Here is a 20,624-nt window from a genome sequence, read left to right as displayed (position 1 = left end):
ATGTACCAATATCCCATTTCTGAAGGGCTAGCCCCCACAGATAAAAATAAGCTTTCCAACTACTGGCCTATCCGCAACAAGGGCAATGATTTTGATTGGGATACAGTGACGGGAGTCGTGCTTAGTTTGGCACTACGTAGACAAGTTACGGGTTATGAATTCGAGCAATATAGAGAAGATTGTAGAGAGCGTTTTCTCAACAAGCTGGACGAGCCAGATTTTTGGTCGGTAGTGAACAGAGCCTATTTTGCTAGTGAGGCATTATTTGATATTTCACCGCTTTTTTTGTTGTTCAAGGCGAAAGGCCGGCAGAGTGGGAAAGTGGATGTCAGCGCTTCAGACTTACGGTTGTGTAAGTTGTTTGCGGGCTTACTGGGTAATTATTTTCTTGAAAATGCGCTCGATGACCGCCTTAATTTTATAGAGCAGGAAATGCTGACGGTGCTGCAGTCCCGTCTTCAACAAGGTACTGCAGTTCAGAATAATGAACAGCCATATTTACCCTTCTTGAATAAGGTTTTTCGAGAAGATATCGCTTTTTTAGCTGAACACCCGCAGTACCTGCTGCAAGCCCTACCCAAAATGCTCAAGCTTTATGCCTTTGCTTACTGTGCTCAACTGGCCTTGAATGTCACAGATTGGCGAGATGCAGAAGTGCCCCAGAGCAAGCCGCTTTATTTCATCCTCGATTCAGAGAAGGCAAGCTCAGAGCGGACCTCGGTCAAGCGTTCGGGTTATAAGTTGCTGGCCTCCGCCTGTGAGCGAGTGTTCCCCATGCTGTCGGCCCTTGATGCGCTGCAAATTCCAGACTCGGCACCTCGTCCACTTTGGCAGGTGTATCAGGAGGCAAAGCGTTATTACGATCAGCCCAGATTGCTTGGCGAACTCAATAGTTACCTTCAGGCCTTTATCGAAAAAAGAAAATTGCAGCCTCGAGCTCAGGCCGAAGATATTGAGAGCGCTTTTGAGCAGCTAAAAGAGCTGGCTTTGGAACAGTTTCGAGATGCCAAAACTACCCGAGGGGGAGTTAACAAAAAATATATGAAGGAGCTGGAAGAGCAGCTTCTGCGCGATTTTGTACAGGCACGCGGTGCTGCCGGTAGAACCTTAGTGCTGAATCAAGATCAGATTCTGTTGCTGACTAATTTAACAATAGGCAAGGCGGAAAAGCTGCGCTTGCACGAGCTGCGAGAAGGTTTTGAGCAGCGAGGCTTTTATCTGGATAACCAATCTTTGCAGATGTTGGTGAGCTTTTATGAGCGCATGGGCAATGTGGAACGTATGAGTGACAGTGGAGATGCCGTTTATGTCCGTAAGACCCTTTGAACAATTTTTGGCAGAGTGTTTTATTGAATGGGTTTCCGCTGACATTCAGACAGGCTCCCGTTACCAATTTAAATCGCCGAGTGCCGATAATGGGCTGAGCTTGTATCAGGCATTGGTTGCCAAGGCGACAGATACACCATTACAAACGGAAGACGGTATCGATCTGCCACGTATTCTTTGCAACGGTGTGAACATACTACCGGTACTACATGGTGGGGATAAGGGATTTACCGAGAACTATATTTCTCGCTTGCGAGACCTGGTGGCTGGGCGCAGTGGTGATTTTTCTTGCACTGCCCTGTTGATCATCCACAACAGCATGCTCGATACCCTGATCAACAGCGCGTTCGATTTGGGAGCGCCAGGTGCAGTCTGGCACCCGGATAGCCTGTCACAGAAATTGGCTGAGCTGATCGATATTGGCAGCAACCATAAAGAGCTTTCTGCCTGTCTGCTAGAGGAGCAACTGGCCATCATCGCCGAGGAAGGGGCAACCGTCTTTGGTTTTTCGCCTCTGTTTAGTGCTCTTGAAAATGATGGTGTACTGGAATTTCAAGAGCTGAAACTCTTTGATGACCAAGTGCTTTTGGAGTTGAGCGGCAATAAAAACCAGATTAGCAAGCGGTTGCAGGCCAATCGACAGCTACACCATGACATTGAAGAGGCTGTAGAGCACTACGATGTAGATCAGCTAGAAAACGTGCTTAAGGAATTCAGTGCAAAATTTATTCGCCAGCACTTTCAAGATGACAGTTGGCGCAAACTGGAATATGCAGCCTACAACAATGAGATCGAAGCCAACAAGGCACAGAAACTGATACTGGAAGAGATAGCGGTAGATGGAACAGAAGTACAGCAAAGGGCTAAGAGCCAAACCAAGGCAGGGCAACGCGAGCTGAGTTTGCTTATTCAACTGCCACCTGGTCAGAACGAGTTAGCGCTGTCGCTTACCTTTACCGGTAACGATTTGGATGAAAGACAGTTCAAGTTGATGCATAACACGGCCCTTAAGAAGCAAGCGCGTTATAACGTTAGCCGTGCTGGTGGCAAGCGTTGTAAGGCTACCGTTACCTTGCCGGTTAATGGCAATCCTACATTTTTCAGCCTTGAGCTTAAGCGAGACAATCGTTCTGAAGAGTACAAGCTGCGTTGTCTGGTGGTGGTGCAGGGGGACTTCTATTTTGACGACATTCTTCATCGTTTTCGTGTGGAGCCGCTCAAAGGTTGGTTAACTCTGCTATTGGAAGAAGATCGGCTGAGGATAAATAGCGAGCAAGAGTCCTGCTATAACCTGGAAGAGGATGACGTTGAGGTAGATTGCCATCGCTTTGGTTGGGTTAATTTCGAGTCGTTGGCCGAGCAAAGTGAACAGACTCTGTTCAACCTGAGATCGGGAGAGCGCCTACTCCCGATCAATATCGAAGGGCCAGCGGCCGACGAGAGTATTTGTGTCCCTCTGTTGTTTGATAAGGATCGTTTCAGCAAGCTGTTTAGAGATGATCGCAACGCCGAATATAATCGTGCCAAAGGTAAAATCATTTTCGACAATGCCGAGAGTGGTGTGGTCGGCTTGCGCCAGCAGCTACTCAACCTGGAAGCGCGTATGGTTGATGAACAAGTGCTCTACATTGGCAGTCATGGTGAGCCTATGCCATTGAGCACTTTAAGAGCCCCATTTGCTGCATTACATTCCGCCTACGAGTCTCTGCTGAATTATCTGCAACGGCACAAGACACTGCCGAGCCTGGCTGCCTGGGGAGAGAGTTATCGCGGTCTGGTGCAGAGAGTGTTGGATGCCTATGAGGCGGCATTAAACACAATCCCGACCAATGCGGTGCTAAGTCTTGAGCATAAGCAATTGCTGCGCCTTGGATTATGTCGGCAGGAAGAATGGCAGCGAGTGACCCCGCTTCACCCCTTGGTTTTGGCCTATCACCAGCAGCTGGTGGTGGCTATTCAAGAAGATAGGGATGAGGATGGATTAAGCAGCTTTGCTGATTTACCGGAGGTAACCCGAGAACGTTTAGTCGCCTCTGGCTTATTACCGTTTGTCTACGACAATGACTCTGGCTATGCCCATTTGTTGCCGGTGCGGGAAAATAGCTTCTGGCTGGATGTGATCCCGCAAAAGCAGGAAAGCTACAGCTACATCAAACGTTTGGTTCGCGACAAGTTGGCCGAGTTTACCCAAGCGTATGCACGGCTGTTCAGCGCGGGCTCGAAGAGCACGCTGATCGTCAATGCCATCAACCAGGCAAACGCTGTCGAGCTTTTCTTAGGGTTAGTGGAGCATTTCAAGCAACACAAAGAGAGAGCCATCGCCATTCATGTAAACTTCTACGATGAACGGCTGCAATATAACGACTTCGACCGTTTCGCTGAAACGGCCTCCTATGACGAGTTGAAAACCTGGCTGGGGCTCAATACCGCGGCGTTACGCGCAGATGCCGACTTGTTGATTGATCTGATCCGAAGCCGCTTAACCTACAGCAAATTTACCTTGCCGAAAGAAGGGGAGGCGTTTGCCTATGCCCATCTCGCCTTCTTCCGTAACAAGGAGCCGGTGGAGTGCCGCCCCATCAATACCGATGAGGCCGTAAGCGGCGTTTTGTGTGATGGCTTAATAGCCGGGGAAGCCGCCGAAACCCAGGGTGGTGCCTACTTCACCGCATTTGGCTTGCGCGGGGTTGAATACGCCCCGGTGCAGTCTTTACGCCTGGCGCGCCTGTTGGGTAATTTGTGGCAGCCGGCCATTCAAAGTAATGCTCAATATCTTGAGACCAGCCTAGGGTTGGCCGTGAGTGCCGACTTTAAAGGATTGCTCGGTCGCTCTTACGACAGTGCACTATGGACCACCATTATCGACCCTAAGGTGACCCTGGACTTCTTTACCAGCCAGAAGGATGTGGTGCTGATCCATTACTCGGATCAATACACCAGTGCGGCAGGTTACGATGCGATTACCGTCACCAAGCAGGTGGATCTGTTTAAGCGCTTGCTGCAAAAAGAGGGGCATGGTCAAGGTGAAGACCTGCTCTCTGAATTTAACGCCTTCAACGGCGAGTGGTTGCTGAAGATGCTGACCTCCAACGAGAAGGAGCGCAAAGAAAAAAATGGCATCATAGGTGCCTACAAGTTTGTGTCGGCACTGCTGTGCAAGTCGGACATCTGCTGGGTACCGCTTTCGGTGGCCGAAATGATACGTGTCTCTGGCAATGTCGGCCTCAAGATGAGCGACAGCGAGTTTGCCCGCAAGGTGCATGGTTATCGCAAAGGGGCCATTTCGGACGACGTGCTGTTTGTTGGCTTTAAAGGTGACCAGCTTTATCTCTTGCCACTGGAGGTTAAAACCGGAGCCAGGCCCGACTTTTCTTATGCCGGGGCACAGGCGCTGGAGCTGAAACGTTACCTGATGGAAGAAGTACTGGGGCCAAATACCTTGGCTGCCCGGCTTTATCGTGGGCTGTTTATTCGCCAGGTATTGATGCAGGTCGATAAGCTTTGCCTTTATCAGGTGATAACACAACAACAGCTGGTGCCTTTGTTGTCGCATCGCGAATGGTGGCTTAAGGGCGAATATAGTCTGGCTAACGTGCCTGACTATGTTGAAGGCTTTGTAGTGGCCCATGTAGAGAATGACAGCTGTTTTGTGCCCGAGTACAAAACTACCGACAAGGGTATTTTACAGGTTGAATTGCCTTATTCGCTGTTGCCGGCATTGATTAATGCCAGAGTGGGGGAGACGTTAGAAGAGCTAGTTGCCCTCTGCTATGTGCCCCCAGAGTATCAGCTTGGCGCACGCACAGCGCCGCCAAGCCAGGCGGCAATCACGCCTGAGGGCATTTCATCGCAAGCAGGCCAGCCCGGTGAAACGTCTCAGGTTGAACACTCAAATACCCAAATAGAGCCTGAACCGGTTGACCCTTTTCCACAGGAGAAGACGCCGCTTCGCATACTGTTTGGTCATGAGGCCATGCGCCAGACTCCGCTCTATTGGGAGCCGACCAATACCGCTCGTTTCATGAATACCAATACCGGCATTATCGGCACCATGGGTACCGGTAAGACCCAGTTTACCAAGTCGTTGATCACCCAGTTGATTCAGCAGCAAGGCAGCAATGTGAATGCTGCGCCCATTGGTTTGCTGATATTTGACTACAAGTCCGACTATGTGGATGAGGACTTTACTAAGGCGAATCAAAGCCGTCGATTGCGGCTACACCGCTTGCCCTATAACCCCCTCTCTCTGTATGGGGATATGCCCATGCTGCCGGTGCATACCGCTACCGGCTTTGCCGAAACCCTGGCTAAGGCGTTTGGTTTGGGACCAAAGCAGCAGTTGCGTTTGCGTAAGTTGATTCTGGATGCCTATGAGTTGGCTGGCATTAGTAAGTCTGACTCTAGTACCTGGCAACGTCCGGCCCCTACTCTGGCACAGGTTTGGGATCTCTATTTGGAACAGGAGAAAGTAGAAGAGGATTCGCTGTATGCGGCGCTCGACTCTTTGGTGACCTACGAAATTTTTGAGACGATGCCAGATTCGGTCTGCTCCCTCTATGACCTGCTTGAGGGCGTGACCGTTATCGAGCTTGCCGGTTACTCGCCTCAAATTCAAAACCTGGTAGTAGCGCTGACGTTGGATCTCTTTTATTCGCAGATGCAGAAACGCGGCAAACCGCAAGTGGATGGCGATTACCGCCAGATCACCAAGATGATTCTGGTAGATGAGGCCGACAATTTTATGTCGCAGGACTTCCCCAGCTTGCGCAAAATCTTGAAAGAAGGTCGAGAGTATGGAGTAGGGGTGATCCTCTCAACCCAGGATCTCAGCCACTTCAAGACGGGGGAAAATAACTATGGCTCTTATGTTTTAACCTGGGTAGTACATCGTGTTGCCGAGATAAAAAACGCCGATATCAAGGCCATCTTTAATAAAGATGATAAGAGTGAACAAGAACAGTTAATGGAAACCATTCGTAAGCTGGATAAGCACTTTAGCCTCTATATCGATGGCGACAAGCGTGTATCTATGATGCGAGATAAAGCGTTTTGGGAGTTAATTTGAGGTTGTTATGGATGTAAAGCCAAATTATTGTTCTATGGAATCTGTATTTGCTGACTCTGCAATATACGAAGTACCAAAGTATCAACGAGCATATTCATGGGAAAGGAAACATATAGAGCAATTTATTTCAGATATAAATCTGTTGTGGGAAGGCTATAAACAAAAAAATGATGGTGGTGAACAAGACTGTAATCATTTTTTTGGTGGTGTGGTATGCGTAAAGGTAAAGAATAAAGATAGTTTAGATGATAAGAATCTCTATGTTTTAGTTGATGGGCAACAACGGTTGTCTACAATTGTTCTTTTTGTATCTAGACTAATTGTTAATATAAAGGAACTGAAGTTAAATGAAGAGATGTCAAAGGTTAGAGATAGAAGGGTTGAGAAATATAAAAAAGGATTTATTACATTTACAACAGAGGAAAATAATAAAGAAATATCATATCCAAGAATTTCATTATCTAAAAGAGATCTAAACTACTATGATGATCTAATACAAAGCGGTGATATAAAACCATCAAAACTAAAATCACATGAGTTATTAGCAAAAGCAGCTAAAAAAATTGATTTATGGTTAAATGATTTTTTTCCTGAAAAATATTCATCAGAAGATATACTCACTGAAGTTGAACATTTATATAAGGTAGTATCTAAGTTTTGTAAGATTCTAATTATTAGAATGTCAGATGTTAATGATGCATATAGACTTTTTCAAGTGATAAATGATAGAGGGCGAACATTAACTGCAAGTGATTTATTACGAGCGTCATCATTAGGTGCTATTGATTCGGCGGGAGTTGAGGAAAATATCATTCATGATTCAGAAGTCATTTGGGATAAATTAACTGAAAATGGTTCTAGGTCAACGGACGAGAAGTTGATAGCTTACTACACATCTAAGAAAGGAAGATCATGTCAGAAAAGTGCTTTATTTGAGACTTTCAACAAAGCTTTCTTTTCAAAGCCTGAAATGGTTGTGAATGAAATTAAAAGCATTAAGAATGGAATAGATATCTATAATGTATTGTCCAAAGGAGTTTGGCCATATGAAAAAAGTAATTTAACAGGATATCAAAAAAGAAAATTATACAATCTCACTGTGACATTTAAACATAGTCATTGTATTCCTCTCTTGATGGCAGCGACTAATTTGGTAGAAAAGAAATTCTACCAATTAGTGTTTTTCTTAGAAAAGTTCTTTTTTATTTTTAGAGTTGCTCTTGAGAGAAGAATGACAGCAGTCACAAACTTATATCACAGTGCTATATTGTCGATTAACATAAACCCTAATGCATATCAAGTTAAATCATTTTATTCTGAGTTGCAAGCTATACTAAAAAGAAGTGTTACAGTACTAGATATACAAAATTACTTATTGAAGCTTCACTATGTGGCAGATGGTGACAATAGAAATATTAAATATATACTGTCTTCTCTCGAGGAGTCTTATAAGTACTTATCCATTAATAAAAAAAGTGCTCCTCTTATGTACAGGCATGCATTTAAAGGCTTAGCTTCTGATTATTTTGTTTTTACTATAGAGCACATTTATCCTCAGAACTCTAAGGTTGAACATGTTGATTTTGATTTGGAAAGCATGAAAAATAGTATTCCAAACCTTGCGATTCTGTATGGTCAAGATAATGAAGAATTCAAAAATGCTCCTTTTTCACAGAAAAGAAAAGAATATAAAAAATCTAGACTTAACTCTACAGTTGAACTGTCTACTGTTGAAGCTTGGGATAAAGTTGAAATTGAAAAGAGAAGAGAGTTTTTGGTTAAAAGTATAGTTGATATCTTTGGGATTGGTGTGGAGCTTAAGTCAGGTTTAGATGGTTTGGTAGAAGCTAAGAGTGAGGCTTTTATCGAATAAATATTAATTGACAAAGTGAAGTGGCCCTTTATTTAATTCAGGGCCACTTTATTAAGTTTATTTTATTTTGGTAAGTTAGTCGCTTTCAGTGAAGTATATAGTCCATTTTTTTAAGAAATAATATAATTACATTGTATGGAGTCATAACGTTTGAGAAAAATCTTTGAGGCTACGATGGTTACGAAGTGCCGCTATGCCATCTTCCACATGGGCAGCCCAAGCTTTTATTAATTCTTTTTGTTCTAGCTCAGGGTAAGTCATCTTTAGCACTAGTTCGGTCACTGCCAGAGTTCCCCCCAGCCAGGTGATTTTGTCTAGTACTAAGCTGCCGTCCAGCTTCTTATCGCTATCGGTATGATAGCGAAAATCAGACTCAACCGATCGGAAAAAAGCTAAGCGTGCGGCAACGTTTGGAGTAATTCCGGTGTTCGCTTTGAGGCGCTTAAGCTGGTCTTCTGTTTGTCGGGTTAACTGCATACGATTAGGAAGCATTAGTTGACCTCCCTGGCTAGGGTGTGTTTAGGTTGCCAAAAGTAACCTTTTACTAAACTCGATGATTTGCTAGCGGCATCGAATTGAATCTGATACGAATGGGAAATATCGTCTTTTAGTTTAGAAGCAAAGTAACGTTCATCCACCTCGGTATCTGTCGATAGCAGAATTACTTGGTGGCTAGCAAAAGGAAAATAGTGCTCGATGAGCTTATCTCTATGATGCGAATCTAATCGGCCCAATGGCGTGTCTATAATTACAGGAAGTTGTCTACCTGAAGTAGTAGCAAGAGCCTCCAAAATAGCTATGGCATAAATCTGTTTCTCACCGGCAGAGAGTGATTTACGGTTAATCGCGATACCAGATTCATCAACCAGCTCCACATCAAAGGATTGAGGGTTGATACGCGCCTTTATTTGAAGATCTTCTTTACGTGCCAGTTTACGGTAGGCTTTTTCGAAATTTTTCTCTAGGGTCTTCACTCGAGCTTGAGTCAAAACGTGGCTGTACTCATCCAGTAAGTTGATGCTCTCTTCGGCATGCTTAATCGCGCTGGAAAAACCATAATGCTCACGTTCTTTATCATGTAACTTTTGGATCTGGCGTGCACAGTCAAGCTGGCTTATCATAGCCTGCTTTGCTTTTTCTAGTAAGGATTTGTATTTATGTCGTTCATCTTGACGTTTCGCATCCAAGTCGCGTAGAGTTTGAAATAAATCAAGCAGCTGTTCGTCCTCCGGAGCCCGCTCAATATTACTTGCCGCTTGCTCTAGCTGATGTTCGATTTGGTTCAATAAACCTCTTTGTTCGATAAACCTGGACCAGGCACGTTGGCTTTCTTGCTCTATAGCGTGCTGGATCATACCGGTCTCACGTTCTGAGATGTCAAATATTACTTTTCCCTGAGGTTTGCTTTCCATATAAATGGCAAGCTGGTCTTCTATCGCCTCGGTAGCAATTTTTAGAGAGCCTTTACCTCTAAAGCCAATGTTAGCTTTGAGTTGATCTAAAAAATGAGATAACTCAGTATTAAAGCTATCGGCTCGCTTTATTGCTGCTTCATCGGAAAGTTTTTTTAACAGTCGACTTAATATATTAGGTGCGAGAGCATAGGGAAGTGTACCATCACACTCATTGCGCAGGCTTTTTTCAAGTAGATCTTTTTCTTTGATTAGCTCGGCGACCTTCTGCTGCTCTTGTGTTTTGGTTAAGGCAAATGCACCACCCTGAGCAGATAGCATTCCTTCATACTTTAGAATATCTCTACTAATTAACTCAATACGAGCCATTGCCAAGTCCGCTTCAAAGCGGAAATGTTCTGACTTTTTAGCAAAGAGATTTTTCTCTTCTTCTAGCTGCTCTATTTTTTTCTGCTGTTGACTGCCAAGTGATTTAGCTCCCTGTCGCTTCAAAAATATACTAAGGTCGCTACGTAGCTTTGAAATAAGATCAAGGCCTAGTAGGCGTCGCACAGCCGTTTGCAATATTTTTCCTGATTCATCCTCTGCTAGTGATGCTATTTTTTCACCATCAAAGAAGAAAAGATCAGCAATTCCATGGGGTATTAATTCATTAAGAAATCCCTGGCATTGATCATAGTTTAGTTCATCTAGCGATTTGCCATTTTGTAGGAGTTGGAGTCTATCTTTTTTGTCTCGTTTCCAGCTGCGGATAACGGTAAACTCAGACTCTACTCCGCTCTGATTATAGGTAAAAACCAGCTCAACTGATGCGTTATCTGGCCGCACTGTCTGGTTTACGCCATTGTGAATAAGAGCGGAGAGTTGGTCGATATAGTCCTGGTTATGTACCAGTCCATCAAAGGCTAAACGACCATAAAGAGCCAAGCGAATGGCAGACAAAATAGATGTTTTACCAGCACCATTTAAGCCACCAAATAGCACTATGGGTCTATCATGATATTCACTTTCTCGTCGTTTTGGCATAAGCTCAATTTCATGGCTACCGCGAAACACTCTAAAGTTATGCAGCACTAATTTCTTAATGATCATCTTTTATTGCCTCACTAAATAGGGCTGCCATATCATCCGCTTTCATTAATTGTGCTTGCAAGTCAGACAGTTCACGCTCTACTCTGTCCACTTCTGCTTGGTGTATATCTAACTCATTACGTGTTTGCAGTTTGGCTTGCTTATTCTTTATGGCTTCAAGCGAACCCCAGTCTTGTTTTAAGATAGATCCAATTTTTTCAAAAACGCCCTGGCGACGACTCAAGCCCTCAAGCGAAATTTCAAGCTCGATCAACTTCATTACCATTTCTGGCTCAATTTCATATTTTTGAGTTATCTGTGCCAGTAGTTCAGCATCACTGGCATTAAAGCGTGATTGATCATCTACCAGCCACTCGATATCTCTAGCGTAAACATCTCGATAGATGGCGGGCAATGAGTCATTCCAGTCGGGCTCGTTAGGATCTTTAAGCCACTCTTGCCGAATGGCATGTAACTCTGGCTGAGTAATCAGAGTAATAGCGTGGCCTTTAAGATTTAGATCTCTCTCAATTTCGAGTAGTTCTTTCAACCAAGATTGGCGATACTTTAACCAGTAGGGGCCAGGGACATGCTTACGTTCAGCGCTGATGTCCTCTCCCTCTTTGGCATACTGATAACTAACCTTACCCGAGCGCCGTTTGTAGTTTCGATAGGTATCTTTCTGCTCGGGGTTTGTAGTCAGAGCCAACTGGTTGCGGAATTTAAGCAGTGGCAACATCCAGTCTTCACCATTCTTGATCAGGCTTTCCATTGCTCTGTCTTTAGTGACCACGGTACAAGTCCAGCAGCCAAAGCGCGAATTTCCGCAAGAAGGAGTGCTGTCATCAATGACGAGCGGGCATTCACCTTGATCTGATGAGTCCATATAAAGGGTCCAGAGAGGACGGTTGTTACCACCCCATGGGTTTTCCCACTCTTCTATATCATCAGGTGAATATTTGAATGCCCCCCGCAATACCTTCCACACATCTTCGGTATCCCAAGTATCTATCGGAGTGTATATAAAAGCATTCGATAGCGTGGTATGGCGAGCTAATCGTGTCCCGTCAATTTTATGCTTGGCAATGACTTGTGCGCGTGATGCACTCTCGCTGCTACGTGAGCCTAATACGACGATAACTTCATCAAACTGACTGACCTTGTCTTTGATAAAGTCACTTACCGGATTAATTTTCATCCGTTCGGTACACCAGCGGAAGCTGCGGGTGGGTGCAGGGTAACCCTTACCTAATAAGTTGACCCAGAAGGTTTCATGGGTTTTGGGTACGACCGGATGAGAGGTGATGGGTAAGCCGTCTCGCTTAGCCCCTTTTTCTATCTGCTCCATGGTACGGATAATCAGGTCTACTACAACTGGCGTTTCTACCAGCGTATCGGAGGAGACTACAAATACTTGCTTGGTGCGCATTGCTTGAGGCAAGCCCAACAATGCCAAGTATACTAGGGTAACCACAGCCGATGAGTCTTTTCCACCGCTGTAACCAATTACCCAAGGGCGATTGTCTGCACAATAGATACGCTGAACTTCCGACACATAATCGGCTAAAGGGCGACCAGCAAAGGGCTCTAAATTGATAAAATCTTCATAATCGGCCAAGTCGTGGGCCTGAATTAAGGTGCTCATTTCTGTACAACCTGTTCTTCGAGCATCTTTTCCTCTGGTGAGAGGGAAAGGTTCAAATGATGTTTAAGTTCGTTACAGGTAAGCTGTATAGCCGTATTCGACTTGCTTAACTTGCCATGCAACATGGTTCTGCGAATCCATTCCGGATTAGTTTTTCGCCAATCAATAGTGCTTAGTTTACCAAGCTCTTGTTGCCAGTTTTGAGGGTGTTCACATACTAATTTATGACCTAACAGGCCAAGAGCATGCAGGCCAACACCATGAGCATGAATGTATTCTTGCCGCAGCTGAGCCGGTGATACTTCTTTATTGATGGCCATTTTCCAGTCTGGCATGTTGTGGTAAACCGTTTGCCAAAATTCGGTAGCCAGAGCTGTCTCTTCCTCGTTACAGCCATCTTTCGGGCCTTTACCGAGTAAAGCTCTGGTTGCCTGTTTAATGCTGCTAAGGGTAAACAGCTTGCTTGAATATAGAGATATACTGGACTTTTCCATTTCGGTCAGTCCGATAAAGGGCTTAGTGGTGGTAGCAAGAATACGTGCCAATTCGGAGCCAAGATCTCTATGATCATAGAGTGTGGCTAATGAAGGGCTGGGTTTAACGGCGTACTTGTTTAAATCCGCAAACATCTGCTGGCTACGTTGTAAGCCTTCATCTACAAAAAACAGAACAGGAATGTTGTCGTGACCGAGTTCGGGTCTTTCTTCTATCGCCTCTTCAATCGCTTTACGGCGATGTTGACCGTCATTGATGAGGATCTGTGCATCCATAGGGACTCGCAGAGTGCCCAAATTGTTGGAGCCAGGATGCTCATCAAACATCACATCGATGGCGATAGAGGCAGTAAGCGCTGAAAACACATAATCCTTAGGGTTATCCAACAGATAACGGACCATTTCTGGGATGCGCGCTTTGTTTAACGTTCGTTGTGCTCGGAGCTCAGGGGGTACTTCAGTCTCATCAAAATTAAAGATCTTGGGGATGATACGAAGGGGGCAGGTGGCTATGTAGAAGGGTCTACCCGCCTGGATACCACGAACAGCAGGAAATGAGTAGCAGTAGTCAGCGTCAAAGTGGCTCATGATTTGCTCCTTCTTTCGGTCGTGTACAAAAAATGAACAATAATGACCGCTACGTCAAATTTAACGTAATAATGTTTTTATATAAGCTTTTTCACTGCTATTACGTTTTATATGACGTATTTTTCGTGGGGCTATGTCATTAAGGGCGTATATTCTACTGATCTTGGTCTTGTTGGTAAAGTCGAAACCCCTTGAGGTGGCAATTATGCTGGGCCAGAAGAGCATCAAACTGCGCTCCTTTCAGATTCAAATCTGCGCTAAGATCTAGCCCTAGCAGCTTACCTAACCGCTGCTCGAGTGAGGGACATTTCTGAGCCAGGCTGACGTTTTATGGGGGAATTATGGTTTTTAACGAGCAGGATTTACGACATCTGCGCCGTTGCGTGGCGTTGGCGGAAGAGGCGCTGGCCGGTGGCGACATGGCCTTCGGCTCTGTGCTGGTATCGGCCGAAGGAGCCGTTCTGGCGGAGGATCACAACCGTATTCACAGCCATGAACCCACCTGGCACCCGGAGATTGCCCTGGCCGATGGGCGGCCGAGCATTTGAGTGAAACCGAGCGGGCCCGGGCTACCCTGTATACCTCGGGCGAGCATTGTCCCATGTGTTCTGCGGCACACGCCTGGGCGGGCCTGGGGCGCATTGTGTATGCCAGCTCGGCGGCGCAGTTTACCGACTGGTGTGCCGAGTGGAGGCTGCCGCCTTCACCGGTGAAGCCGTTGGCCATCAAGGAAGTGGCGCCGGAAATTGAAGTCGCGGGCCCGGTGCCCGAGCTGGCCGAGCAAATTCGTGAATTGCACAAGCGGTATTTCGGCATGGCCCGATGACGGCATGAATGCCGGAGTGGCGGTGGGCACTCGGGGTTGAAAGCGGCCGTAAAACGGCGTCATGTCTACCATCAGGGTATTCAACCGTTCAGGCGGTTTGATGGTCGCCGTCTACCGCCAGGATCTTCTGCCGGGAAATAAAGATGGTTCGGTCCCCTGCCTGAGTCAGGAAGCAGACACAGGGACGAGCGTGTTGCTTGCCTACGGGGGAAGACCTACGTTGCGTCTCAGTTACCAGTGGTGCGGAATAAACGTGCCAGTTTCTTTCCCAGTTCAGTCAGCATTTGTTCGGCATTGGTCTCGGGCCGGTTCAGGCCGTGGAGCAGGGTCATGAAGTAGCAGTCCATCATGATCTCGGCGTCCAGTTCGTTATTCTCGTCCTGGTCTGCCCGGTCGGCAAACAGCAGCCGTTTGAAGTCGTCCACCTGCGGCCGAAAGTAGTCGTATTGCCAGATGGCTTCCTTGAACAGTTCCCGGCTGAATTCCCGGTTATCCGCATAAAAGCCATACAGAAAGCCGGCATGGTGCAGCAGTTTTTGAGCGGGTGAGCCGCCCTGTTTTTCTTGTCGGGCTTTCGTCAGCACCAGTTCTACCTGGGTCAGCATGCCAGCCTTGAGCATGTCCAGTTTGGTGGGAAAGTGACTGAACACGGTGCCGTCTGCCACTCCGGCCTCCCGGGCGATCTGGCGAGTGCTGGTCTCGGGGTAACCTTGCTGGCGAAACAGGTGCCAGGCGGCCTTCAGGATCTTTTCCCGGGTGAGCTGTTTTTTGGTGGTGGTCATCTTGGTGTCTGACATGTAACGGTAGCGGCATGCTAGCAAGCCCGTCGGTTTTTTCAATGAAAACAGTTGATAATTGAGCGTGCTCAGTTTAATTTGAGCGCACTCATTTATTGGAGGTGATGATGAAAAAACTGTTATTGCGGCTGCTGGGGAGCCTGCTCTATATGCCTTTCATACTGTTTTACTGTTATGTGATCGGCCCCATTCTCAAGTTGGTACTGGTGCCAGGGGCCATACTGCTGTTACTGGTGATTGGCCGTGGAGAGGCCTGGCAGGCGCTGAAGGAAGGCGTATTTTACTCTGGTTCCAAAACAAAAAACCGTGTGCTGCCGTAGGGTTAGCCAGGAAGCCATCTGCTTTGAGCCTTATATTCCAAACGCCGTTCGGCCGGTCCGATACAGCGCTGTGTGGCGTTGGCCGAGCAGATTCGAGAGTTGCACAAGGGGTGTTTTGGGGTGAAAGACAGCCATAAGCCGTAAGCTATCAGCGGTAAGTTAAACCACCAGAGCGGTAGGGTTGGTGTTGTTCCTGATGTTTGTGCATCGCCTGTTCCGGCAGCTAAAGCGCCGGCTACAACACTGATTCCGATGTCTGTTGAGGGTTTGCTCCGCATGAATGGGGGGCTATGGTGTGGCTTTTGGTCGAATGAATTCGACCCTACGAAAATGAATTCGACCCTACGTAATACCAATCTGGAAAACTAACTGATCTGTTTAGCTGCCCAGTAAAGGTCGAACGAAAGGTCTACTCCACCGACACGCTGCAAGCACCTCCATGTGGCGCTCAGCACATGACGTCCCTGTCATGTGATGGTCGGTAGAGTAGAACCCTTCATCCGCCCCTCTGCTGCGGAGTAGCCTGTGGGAGCCTCCTGCAGATAACTCGGTGCTTAAGGAGAGGCAACAGAGATCGGCTCCCACGACCGTGAAATGCCAGGGATGGCATTTTCCGAGCCCCCATGGATGGGTTTATGGCGTGTCGCGGGAGGTGGCTCTGTTTCCTCGAGTATTCAGTTTTAAACTAGATCATATTTTTACTTAGATTGGTATGAAATGGGGACAGCGGAAACAAAAAAGCCGTAGGCGGTTCTGCCTACGGCTTTTAGCTTTATGGCTTCTAGCTTCTAGCTTCTAGCTTCTAGCTTCTAGCTTCTAGCTTCTAGCTTTCAGCTTGGTTTGGTCGCGGCTTTCATGCTTTGCACGAAACCGGTCAGGGCGTCCAGCATTGCCTGAGGATTGCTCAGGTTCTGCTCGATGATCTTGACCACGGCCGAGCCGGAGATGGCGCCGGCGGCACCGGCGGCAATGGCGTCACGCACCTGCTCGGGGCTGGAGATGCCAAAGCCGAGCAGTGATGGCGGCGCCTTATATTGCTTGAGGGTGGCGACCAGGGTGTCTACCGGCTTGCCGGCCCTGGTTTCGGTGCCGGTTACCCCGGCGCGGCTCAGCAGGTAGGTGTAGCCGGAGCCCATTTCGGCCACGGCCTTCAGGGTGGCTTCGTCACCGTTGGGCGGGGCGATGAAAATGGTCTCAATGCCGGCCTTGTCGGCGGCGGCCTTGAAGGGCTGCGCCATTTCCAGCGGCACGTCGGCCACCAGTACCGAGTCCACACCGGCCCTGGCGGCACGGCCATAGAAGCTGTCCATGCCCGGTGCATAGACCAGGTTGGCGTACACCAGCAGGCCGATGGGCAGCTCGGGGTACTTTTCCCGTACTCGGGTCAGCATGTCGAAGCATATTTGCGAGTTGGTACCGGCACCCCGGGCGCGCAGGGTGGCGGCCTGAATGGTGGGGCCGTCGGCCACAGGATCGGAGAAGGGAATGCCCAGCTCCAGCGCGTCTGCACCACCGGCCACCAGGGCGTCGATTACCTCGAGCGAATGTTCCGGCGTGGGGTCGCCCAGGGTCACGAAAGGCACGAAGGCGCCTTCATCTTTGGCCTTGAGGCGGTCAAACAGGCGGTTGTAGCGGCTCATTTCAGTTCTCCTTTCTGTTCCAGAATCTCGGCGACGGTAAAGATATCCTTGTCACCACGACCGGACAGGTTAACCACTAGTACCTGCTCTTTTTCCGGCTCGGCTTCGGCTATTTTCAGGGCGTAGGCCAGGGCGTGAGACGACTCCAGCGCCGGAATGATACCTTCGTTGCGGGCCAGGGCCTGGAAGGCGTTCAGCGCTTCGCCATCGGTCACCGACACATACTGGGCACGGCCCGTGGTGGCCAGAAACGCGTGCTGGGGGCCGACCGAGGGAAAGTCGAGCCCGGCAGAAACGGAGTAGGATTCTTCTACCTGGCCGTCTGCGTCGTGCATCATCAGCGAGAGCATGCCGAAGAACACGCCCTTGGTGCCTTCGCCCAGGGTGGCGCCGTGTTCGCCGGTTTCAATGCCCTTGCCGGCGGGTTCTACGCCGATCAGTTTGACGTTTTCTTCATCGATAAAGTCGGCGAACAGGCCGATGGCGTTGGAGCCGCCGCCCACGCAGGCGATCACCGCGTCGGGCAGGCGCGCTTCGTGCTCCATTATCTGCACCTTGGCCTCTTCGCCGATCATGCGCTGAAATTCACGCACTATGGTAGGAAAGGGGTGTGGGCCGGCGGCGGTACCCAGCATGTAGTGGGTGGTGTCGTAGTTGGCGGTCCAGTCGCGCAGCGCTTCGTTACAGGCATCCTTGAGGGTGGCGGAGCCGGAGTGTACCGGTACCACCTTGGCGCCCATCAGCTCCATGCGGAATACGTTGGGCTTCTGGCGTTCGCAGTCTTTCGCACCCATGTAGACGATGCATTCCATGCCCATCAGGGCGCAGGCCAGGGCGGTGGCAACGCCGTGCTGGCCGGCTCCGGTTTCGGCGATGATGCGCTTCTTGCCCATGCGCTTGGCCAGCAATGCCTGGCCCAGTACCTGATTGGTCTTGTGGGCGCCGCCGTGCAGCAGATCTTCCCGCTTCAGGTAGATGCGGGTCTTGGTGTTGGCGGCGAGGTTGCGCACCCGGGTCAGCGGGGTGGGGCGGCCGGCGTACTCGGTCAGCAGCTCGCGAAATTCACGGTCAAACTCCGGATCCTGCTGGGCATCCACGAAGGCCTGCTCCAGTTGCAGCAGCGCCGGCATCAGGATTTGCGGCACGTACATGCCGCCAAAGTCGCCGAAAAAGGGGTTCAGTAAGCTCATAGTGTGGTTATCCTGCGTCCGTAATGTCTGAGTGAGGCGAAGGCGGCGTTCAGTTTGGCCGCGTCTTTCTGCCCGGGAGCGCTTTCTACGCCGGAGTTCAAGTCCAGACCAATGCAGCCGAGGGCGGCGGCGCGGGCCGCGTTATCCGGGGTTAGGCCGCCGGCCAGCATGGCGCTGGCCTTGTCGATGTCATTCAGCAGTTGCCAGTTAAAGACCCGACCGGTGCCGCCGCTCTGGCCGCCGGCTTTGGTGTCGAACAGTAGCCGGTCGGCCTGCTGGGGCCGGGGGGGTAGGCTGTCGCTTACCGGCACCGCCTTCCATACCGCCACGTCGGGCAGCAACGGCTTCAGTTCACTGATGTAGGCGTCGTCTTCATCGCCATGCAACTGTACCGTACTCAGGCCCAACTCGTGGGCGGTGGCGGCCACCTCATGCAGCGGCTGGTTCTGGAACACGCCCACGTAATGGAGCGGAGCGGCGGCCATGACGATTCTCGCCTGCTCTATGTCTACACAGCGCGGGCTCTTGCCCACGAAGATCAGGCCGCCGAACACGGCACCGGCCGCATGGGCGGAGGCCGCATCTTGTGGCCGGGTCAGGCCGCAGACCTTGTTGTCGCCCAGAGTCAGCCGGCGTACGGCTAGCTCCAGATCGTCTTCGGCCATCAGCGAACTGCCTACCAGAAAGCCGTCGGCGTGGGCCGACAGCGCCTTGACCTGGGTATGGCGATGAATGCCGGACTCGGAGATCACGATGCGATCATCCGGAATAAGGGCGGAAAGCACCCGGGTACGGTCGAGATCTATGCTCAAATCGCGCAGGTCTCTGTTGTTGATGCCGATAACCTGAGCGTCCAGTTTGATGGCGCGTTCCACTTCTTCACGGCTTATCACCTCGGTCAGCACCCCCATGTTCAGGGACTGGGCCACCGCATTCAGCTCGCGATATTCGTCATCGTTCAACACCGACAGCATCAGCAGTATGGCGTCGGCCTTGTGGTGGCGCGCCAGCTTGATCTGGTAGGGGTCTATGATGAAGTCTTTGCAGATCACCGGCTGGTGAACTTGATCGCGCACCCGGGTCACGAACTCGAATTTGCCCTGAAAGTACTTTTCGTCGGTCAGCACCGAAATGGCCGAGGCATGGCGGCCGTAAACGGCGGCGATGGCGTCCAGATCGAAGTGTTCTCGGATCAGTCCCTTGGAGGGTGAGGCTTTCTTGCATTCGAGAATAAAGGCCGGCTTGCCGGCGCTCAGGGCCGCCACAAAGGGGCGGTCGCTGGGGGTCAGTTCGGCTTCAAAACTGCTCAGGGGCTGGCTCTGTTTGCGCTCGGCTACCCAGATTTTCTTGTCGGCAACAATCTTGCCGAGAACGGTACTTAACATTGGCTCAACTCCGCCAGTTTATTGGCTACTTCCATGGCTTTGCCCGATTTTAACACAGTCAGCACCTGGCTCACCGCTTCTTTCAGGGTCTCGGTCTGGCCGCTCATCACCAGCAACGGCGCCACGTTCATGGCTATGACACCCTGCTGGGCCGGGGTGCCACCGCCTTGCAGCAGGCTCAGGGTAATGGCCTTGTTTTCACTGGGCTCACCGCCGGCAATGGCGCTGATGTCGTAGCGCTCCAGGCCTAGCTCTTCGGGGGTGATGCTGTATTCGCTGATCACGCCGTGGTTGATTTCCGCCACCATGGTGGGGCCGTGAATGGCAATTTCATCCAGGCCGCTGCCATGCACCACCATGCCGCGTTTGAGGCCCATGGCCAGCAGGGTGTCGGCAATGGGCCGCACCAGCTGTTCGGAATACACCCCCAGCAGCATAAAGTCCGGGCGGGCCGGGTTAACCAGCGGGCCCAGCACGTTGAAGATGGTGCGGGTTTTCAGGGCCTGACGCACCGGCATGGCATTGCGCATGCCGCCGTGATAGTTGGGCGCAAACAGGAAACAGGCGTTGACTTCATCCAGGCAGCGGCGGGCGCGATCCGGGCTCATGTTCAGGTTGATTCCCAGTTGTTCCAGCAGATCGGAAGAACCGGACTTGGACGAGACACCACGGTTGCCGTGTTTGGCTACTTTAATGCCACAGGCGGCGGCCACCAGGGCCGAGGTGGTCGAGACGTTGATGGTGTTCATGCCATCGCCACCGGTGCCGACGATGTCGCAGAACGGATAGTCCGGGCGCGGAAAGGGGCTGGCGGCTTCCAGCAGGGCTTGCGCCGCGCCGGCAATTTCATCCGGGGTTTCGCCTTTCATTTTCAGCACTGTCAGCAAGGAGGCCATGGTCATCTGATCCATTTCGCCCTTGATCAGCTCGCCAAACAAGGCCTGTGCCTGGCTGCGGCTGATGTGCTCGCCACGATACAGCTGATCCATGGC

At 49.7% G+C, this 20,624-nt stretch carries 15 protein-coding genes; 6 read left to right on the top strand and 9 right to left on the bottom strand.

Annotated elements, in window-relative coordinates; all coding sequences use genetic code 11:
* Genes dptG through ACLEIV_RS15275 form a run of 3 tightly spaced genes read left to right on the top strand, consistent with a single transcriptional unit; the run spans position 1 to position 8,264 of the window.
* The gene (gene dptG / locus ACLEIV_RS15285; protein WP_410457493.1) at positions 1-1,326 is read left to right on the top strand and encodes a DNA phosphorothioation-dependent restriction protein DptG; all 1,326 of its coding nucleotides are present in this window, start codon (positions 1-3) and stop codon (positions 1,324-1,326) included.
* Positions 1,307-6,391, top strand: coding sequence for a DNA phosphorothioation-dependent restriction protein DptH (dptH, locus tag ACLEIV_RS15280; protein ID WP_410457492.1), 5,085 nt, complete (start codon positions 1,307-1,309; stop codon positions 6,389-6,391). Before dptG ends, dptH begins: the two co-directional genes overlap by 20 nt.
* Before the next feature lie 7 nt (positions 6,392-6,398).
* Positions 6,399-8,264, top strand: coding sequence for a DUF262 domain-containing protein (locus ACLEIV_RS15275; RefSeq protein WP_410457491.1), 1,866 nt, complete (start codon positions 6,399-6,401; stop codon positions 8,262-8,264).
* Positions 8,265-8,405: 141 nt separating this feature from the next.
* On the opposite strand, the gene dndE is transcribed toward ACLEIV_RS15275, so the two are convergent.
* From dndE to dndB, 4 genes are read right to left on the bottom strand one after another with little or no spacing between them, the layout of a single operon-like run.
* Positions 8,406-8,756, bottom strand: coding sequence for a DNA sulfur modification protein DndE (dndE, locus tag ACLEIV_RS15270; RefSeq protein ID WP_410457490.1), 351 nt, complete (start codon positions 8,754-8,756; stop codon positions 8,406-8,408).
* On the bottom strand, positions 8,756-10,768 hold the full coding sequence (dndD, locus tag ACLEIV_RS15265) for a DNA sulfur modification protein DndD (protein WP_410457489.1): 2,013 nt from the start codon (positions 10,766-10,768) through the stop codon (positions 8,756-8,758). Before dndD ends, dndE begins: the two co-directional genes overlap by 1 nt.
* Positions 10,758-12,392 (bottom strand): DNA phosphorothioation system sulfurtransferase DndC, encoded by a 1,635-nt coding sequence (gene dndC, locus ACLEIV_RS15260; RefSeq protein WP_410457488.1) that lies wholly within the window; start codon positions 12,390-12,392, stop codon positions 10,758-10,760. The genes dndD and dndC overlap by 11 nt, the downstream gene beginning before the upstream one ends.
* The gene (gene dndB, locus ACLEIV_RS15255; RefSeq protein WP_410457487.1) at positions 12,389-13,474 is read right to left on the bottom strand and encodes a DNA sulfur modification protein DndB; all 1,086 of its coding nucleotides are present in this window, start codon (positions 13,472-13,474) and stop codon (positions 12,389-12,391) included. The genes dndC and dndB overlap by 4 nt, the downstream gene beginning before the upstream one ends.
* Before the next feature lie 341 nt (positions 13,475-13,815).
* On the opposite strand from dndB, the gene ACLEIV_RS15250 reads away from it, so the two are divergent.
* Positions 13,816-14,022, top strand: coding sequence for a tRNA-specific adenosine deaminase (locus ACLEIV_RS15250; RefSeq protein WP_410457486.1), 207 nt, complete (start codon positions 13,816-13,818; stop codon positions 14,020-14,022).
* Positions 14,019-14,300, top strand: a complete 282-nt coding sequence (locus ACLEIV_RS15245; protein ID WP_410457485.1) for a tRNA-specific adenosine deaminase — start codon at positions 14,019-14,021, stop codon at positions 14,298-14,300. Before ACLEIV_RS15250 ends, ACLEIV_RS15245 begins: the two co-directional genes overlap by 4 nt.
* Before the next feature lie 227 nt (positions 14,301-14,527).
* Here the strand turns inward: ACLEIV_RS15245 and ACLEIV_RS15240 are convergent, their stop codons facing one another.
* The gene (locus ACLEIV_RS15240) at positions 14,528-15,082 is read right to left on the bottom strand and encodes a TetR/AcrR family transcriptional regulator (protein ID WP_410457484.1); all 555 of its coding nucleotides are present in this window, start codon (positions 15,080-15,082) and stop codon (positions 14,528-14,530) included.
* A gap of 122 nt (positions 15,083-15,204) precedes the next feature.
* Here ACLEIV_RS15240 and ACLEIV_RS15235 point away from each other — a divergent pair, with 122 nt between their 5' ends.
* Complete coding sequence (locus ACLEIV_RS15235; RefSeq protein ID WP_410457483.1) at positions 15,205-15,417, top strand: hypothetical protein; 213 nt, start codon at positions 15,205-15,207, stop codon at positions 15,415-15,417.
* 830 nt (positions 15,418-16,247) lie between these two features.
* Here ACLEIV_RS15235 and trpA read toward each other — a convergent pair.
* The 4 genes from trpA to trpD are packed head-to-tail and all read right to left on the bottom strand — an operon-like array spanning position 16,248 to position 20,621.
* The gene (trpA, locus tag ACLEIV_RS15230; protein ID WP_410457482.1) at positions 16,248-17,057 is read right to left on the bottom strand and encodes a tryptophan synthase subunit alpha; all 810 of its coding nucleotides are present in this window, start codon (positions 17,055-17,057) and stop codon (positions 16,248-16,250) included.
* Complete coding sequence (gene trpB / locus ACLEIV_RS15225) at positions 17,054-18,247, bottom strand: tryptophan synthase subunit beta (protein ID WP_410457481.1); 1,194 nt, start codon at positions 18,245-18,247, stop codon at positions 17,054-17,056. Before trpB ends, trpA begins: the two co-directional genes overlap by 4 nt.
* Entirely contained in the window at positions 18,244-19,632 is a 1,389-nt protein-coding gene (gene trpCF / locus ACLEIV_RS15220) for a bifunctional indole-3-glycerol-phosphate synthase TrpC/phosphoribosylanthranilate isomerase TrpF (protein WP_410457480.1), read from the bottom strand. Before trpCF ends, trpB begins: the two co-directional genes overlap by 4 nt.
* Complete coding sequence (gene trpD, locus ACLEIV_RS15215; protein WP_410457534.1) at positions 19,626-20,621, bottom strand: anthranilate phosphoribosyltransferase; 996 nt, start codon at positions 20,619-20,621, stop codon at positions 19,626-19,628. The genes trpCF and trpD overlap by 7 nt, the downstream gene beginning before the upstream one ends.
* Between the last annotated feature and the right edge of the window lie 3 nt (positions 20,622-20,624).

Origin of the sequence: Oceanisphaera submarina (assembly GCF_046521305.1) — a bacterium.
GTDB classification, from domain to species: Bacteria; Pseudomonadota; Gammaproteobacteria; order Enterobacterales; family Aeromonadaceae; genus Oceanimonas; species Oceanimonas submarina.
Note: the sequence above shows the minus strand (reverse complement) of the source record. Positions and strands in the feature narration are given on the sequence as shown.

Coding starts and splice junctions, on each gene's coding strand:
- dptG (WP_410457493.1), top strand. CDS start 1: ATGTACCAATATCCCATTTCTGAAGGGCTAGCCCCCACAGATAAAAAT.
- dptH (WP_410457492.1), top strand. CDS start 1,307: ATGTCCGTAAGACCCTTTGAACAATTTTTGGCAGAGTGTTTTATTGAA.
- ACLEIV_RS15275 (WP_410457491.1), top strand. CDS start 6,399: ATGGATGTAAAGCCAAATTATTGTTCTATGGAATCTGTATTTGCTGAC.
- dndE (WP_410457490.1), bottom strand. CDS start 8,756: ATGCTTCCTAATCGTATGCAGTTAACCCGACAAACAGAAGACCAGCTT.
- dndD (WP_410457489.1), bottom strand. CDS start 10,768: ATGATCATTAAGAAATTAGTGCTGCATAACTTTAGAGTGTTTCGCGGT.
- dndC (WP_410457488.1), bottom strand. CDS start 12,392: ATGAGCACCTTAATTCAGGCCCACGACTTGGCCGATTATGAAGATTTT.
- dndB (WP_410457487.1), bottom strand. CDS start 13,474: ATGAGCCACTTTGACGCTGACTACTGCTACTCATTTCCTGCTGTTCGT.
- ACLEIV_RS15250 (WP_410457486.1), top strand. CDS start 13,816: ATGGTTTTTAACGAGCAGGATTTACGACATCTGCGCCGTTGCGTGGCG.
- ACLEIV_RS15240 (WP_410457484.1), bottom strand. CDS start 15,082: ATGACCACCACCAAAAAACAGCTCACCCGGGAAAAGATCCTGAAGGCC.
- ACLEIV_RS15235 (WP_410457483.1), top strand. CDS start 15,205: ATGAAAAAACTGTTATTGCGGCTGCTGGGGAGCCTGCTCTATATGCCT.
- trpA (WP_410457482.1), bottom strand. CDS start 17,057: ATGAGCCGCTACAACCGCCTGTTTGACCGCCTCAAGGCCAAAGATGAA.
- trpB (WP_410457481.1), bottom strand. CDS start 18,247: ATGAGCTTACTGAACCCCTTTTTCGGCGACTTTGGCGGCATGTACGTG.
- trpCF (WP_410457480.1), bottom strand. CDS start 19,632: ATGTTAAGTACCGTTCTCGGCAAGATTGTTGCCGACAAGAAAATCTGG.
- trpD (WP_410457534.1), bottom strand. CDS start 20,621: ATGGATCAGCTGTATCGTGGCGAGCACATCAGCCGCAGCCAGGCACAG.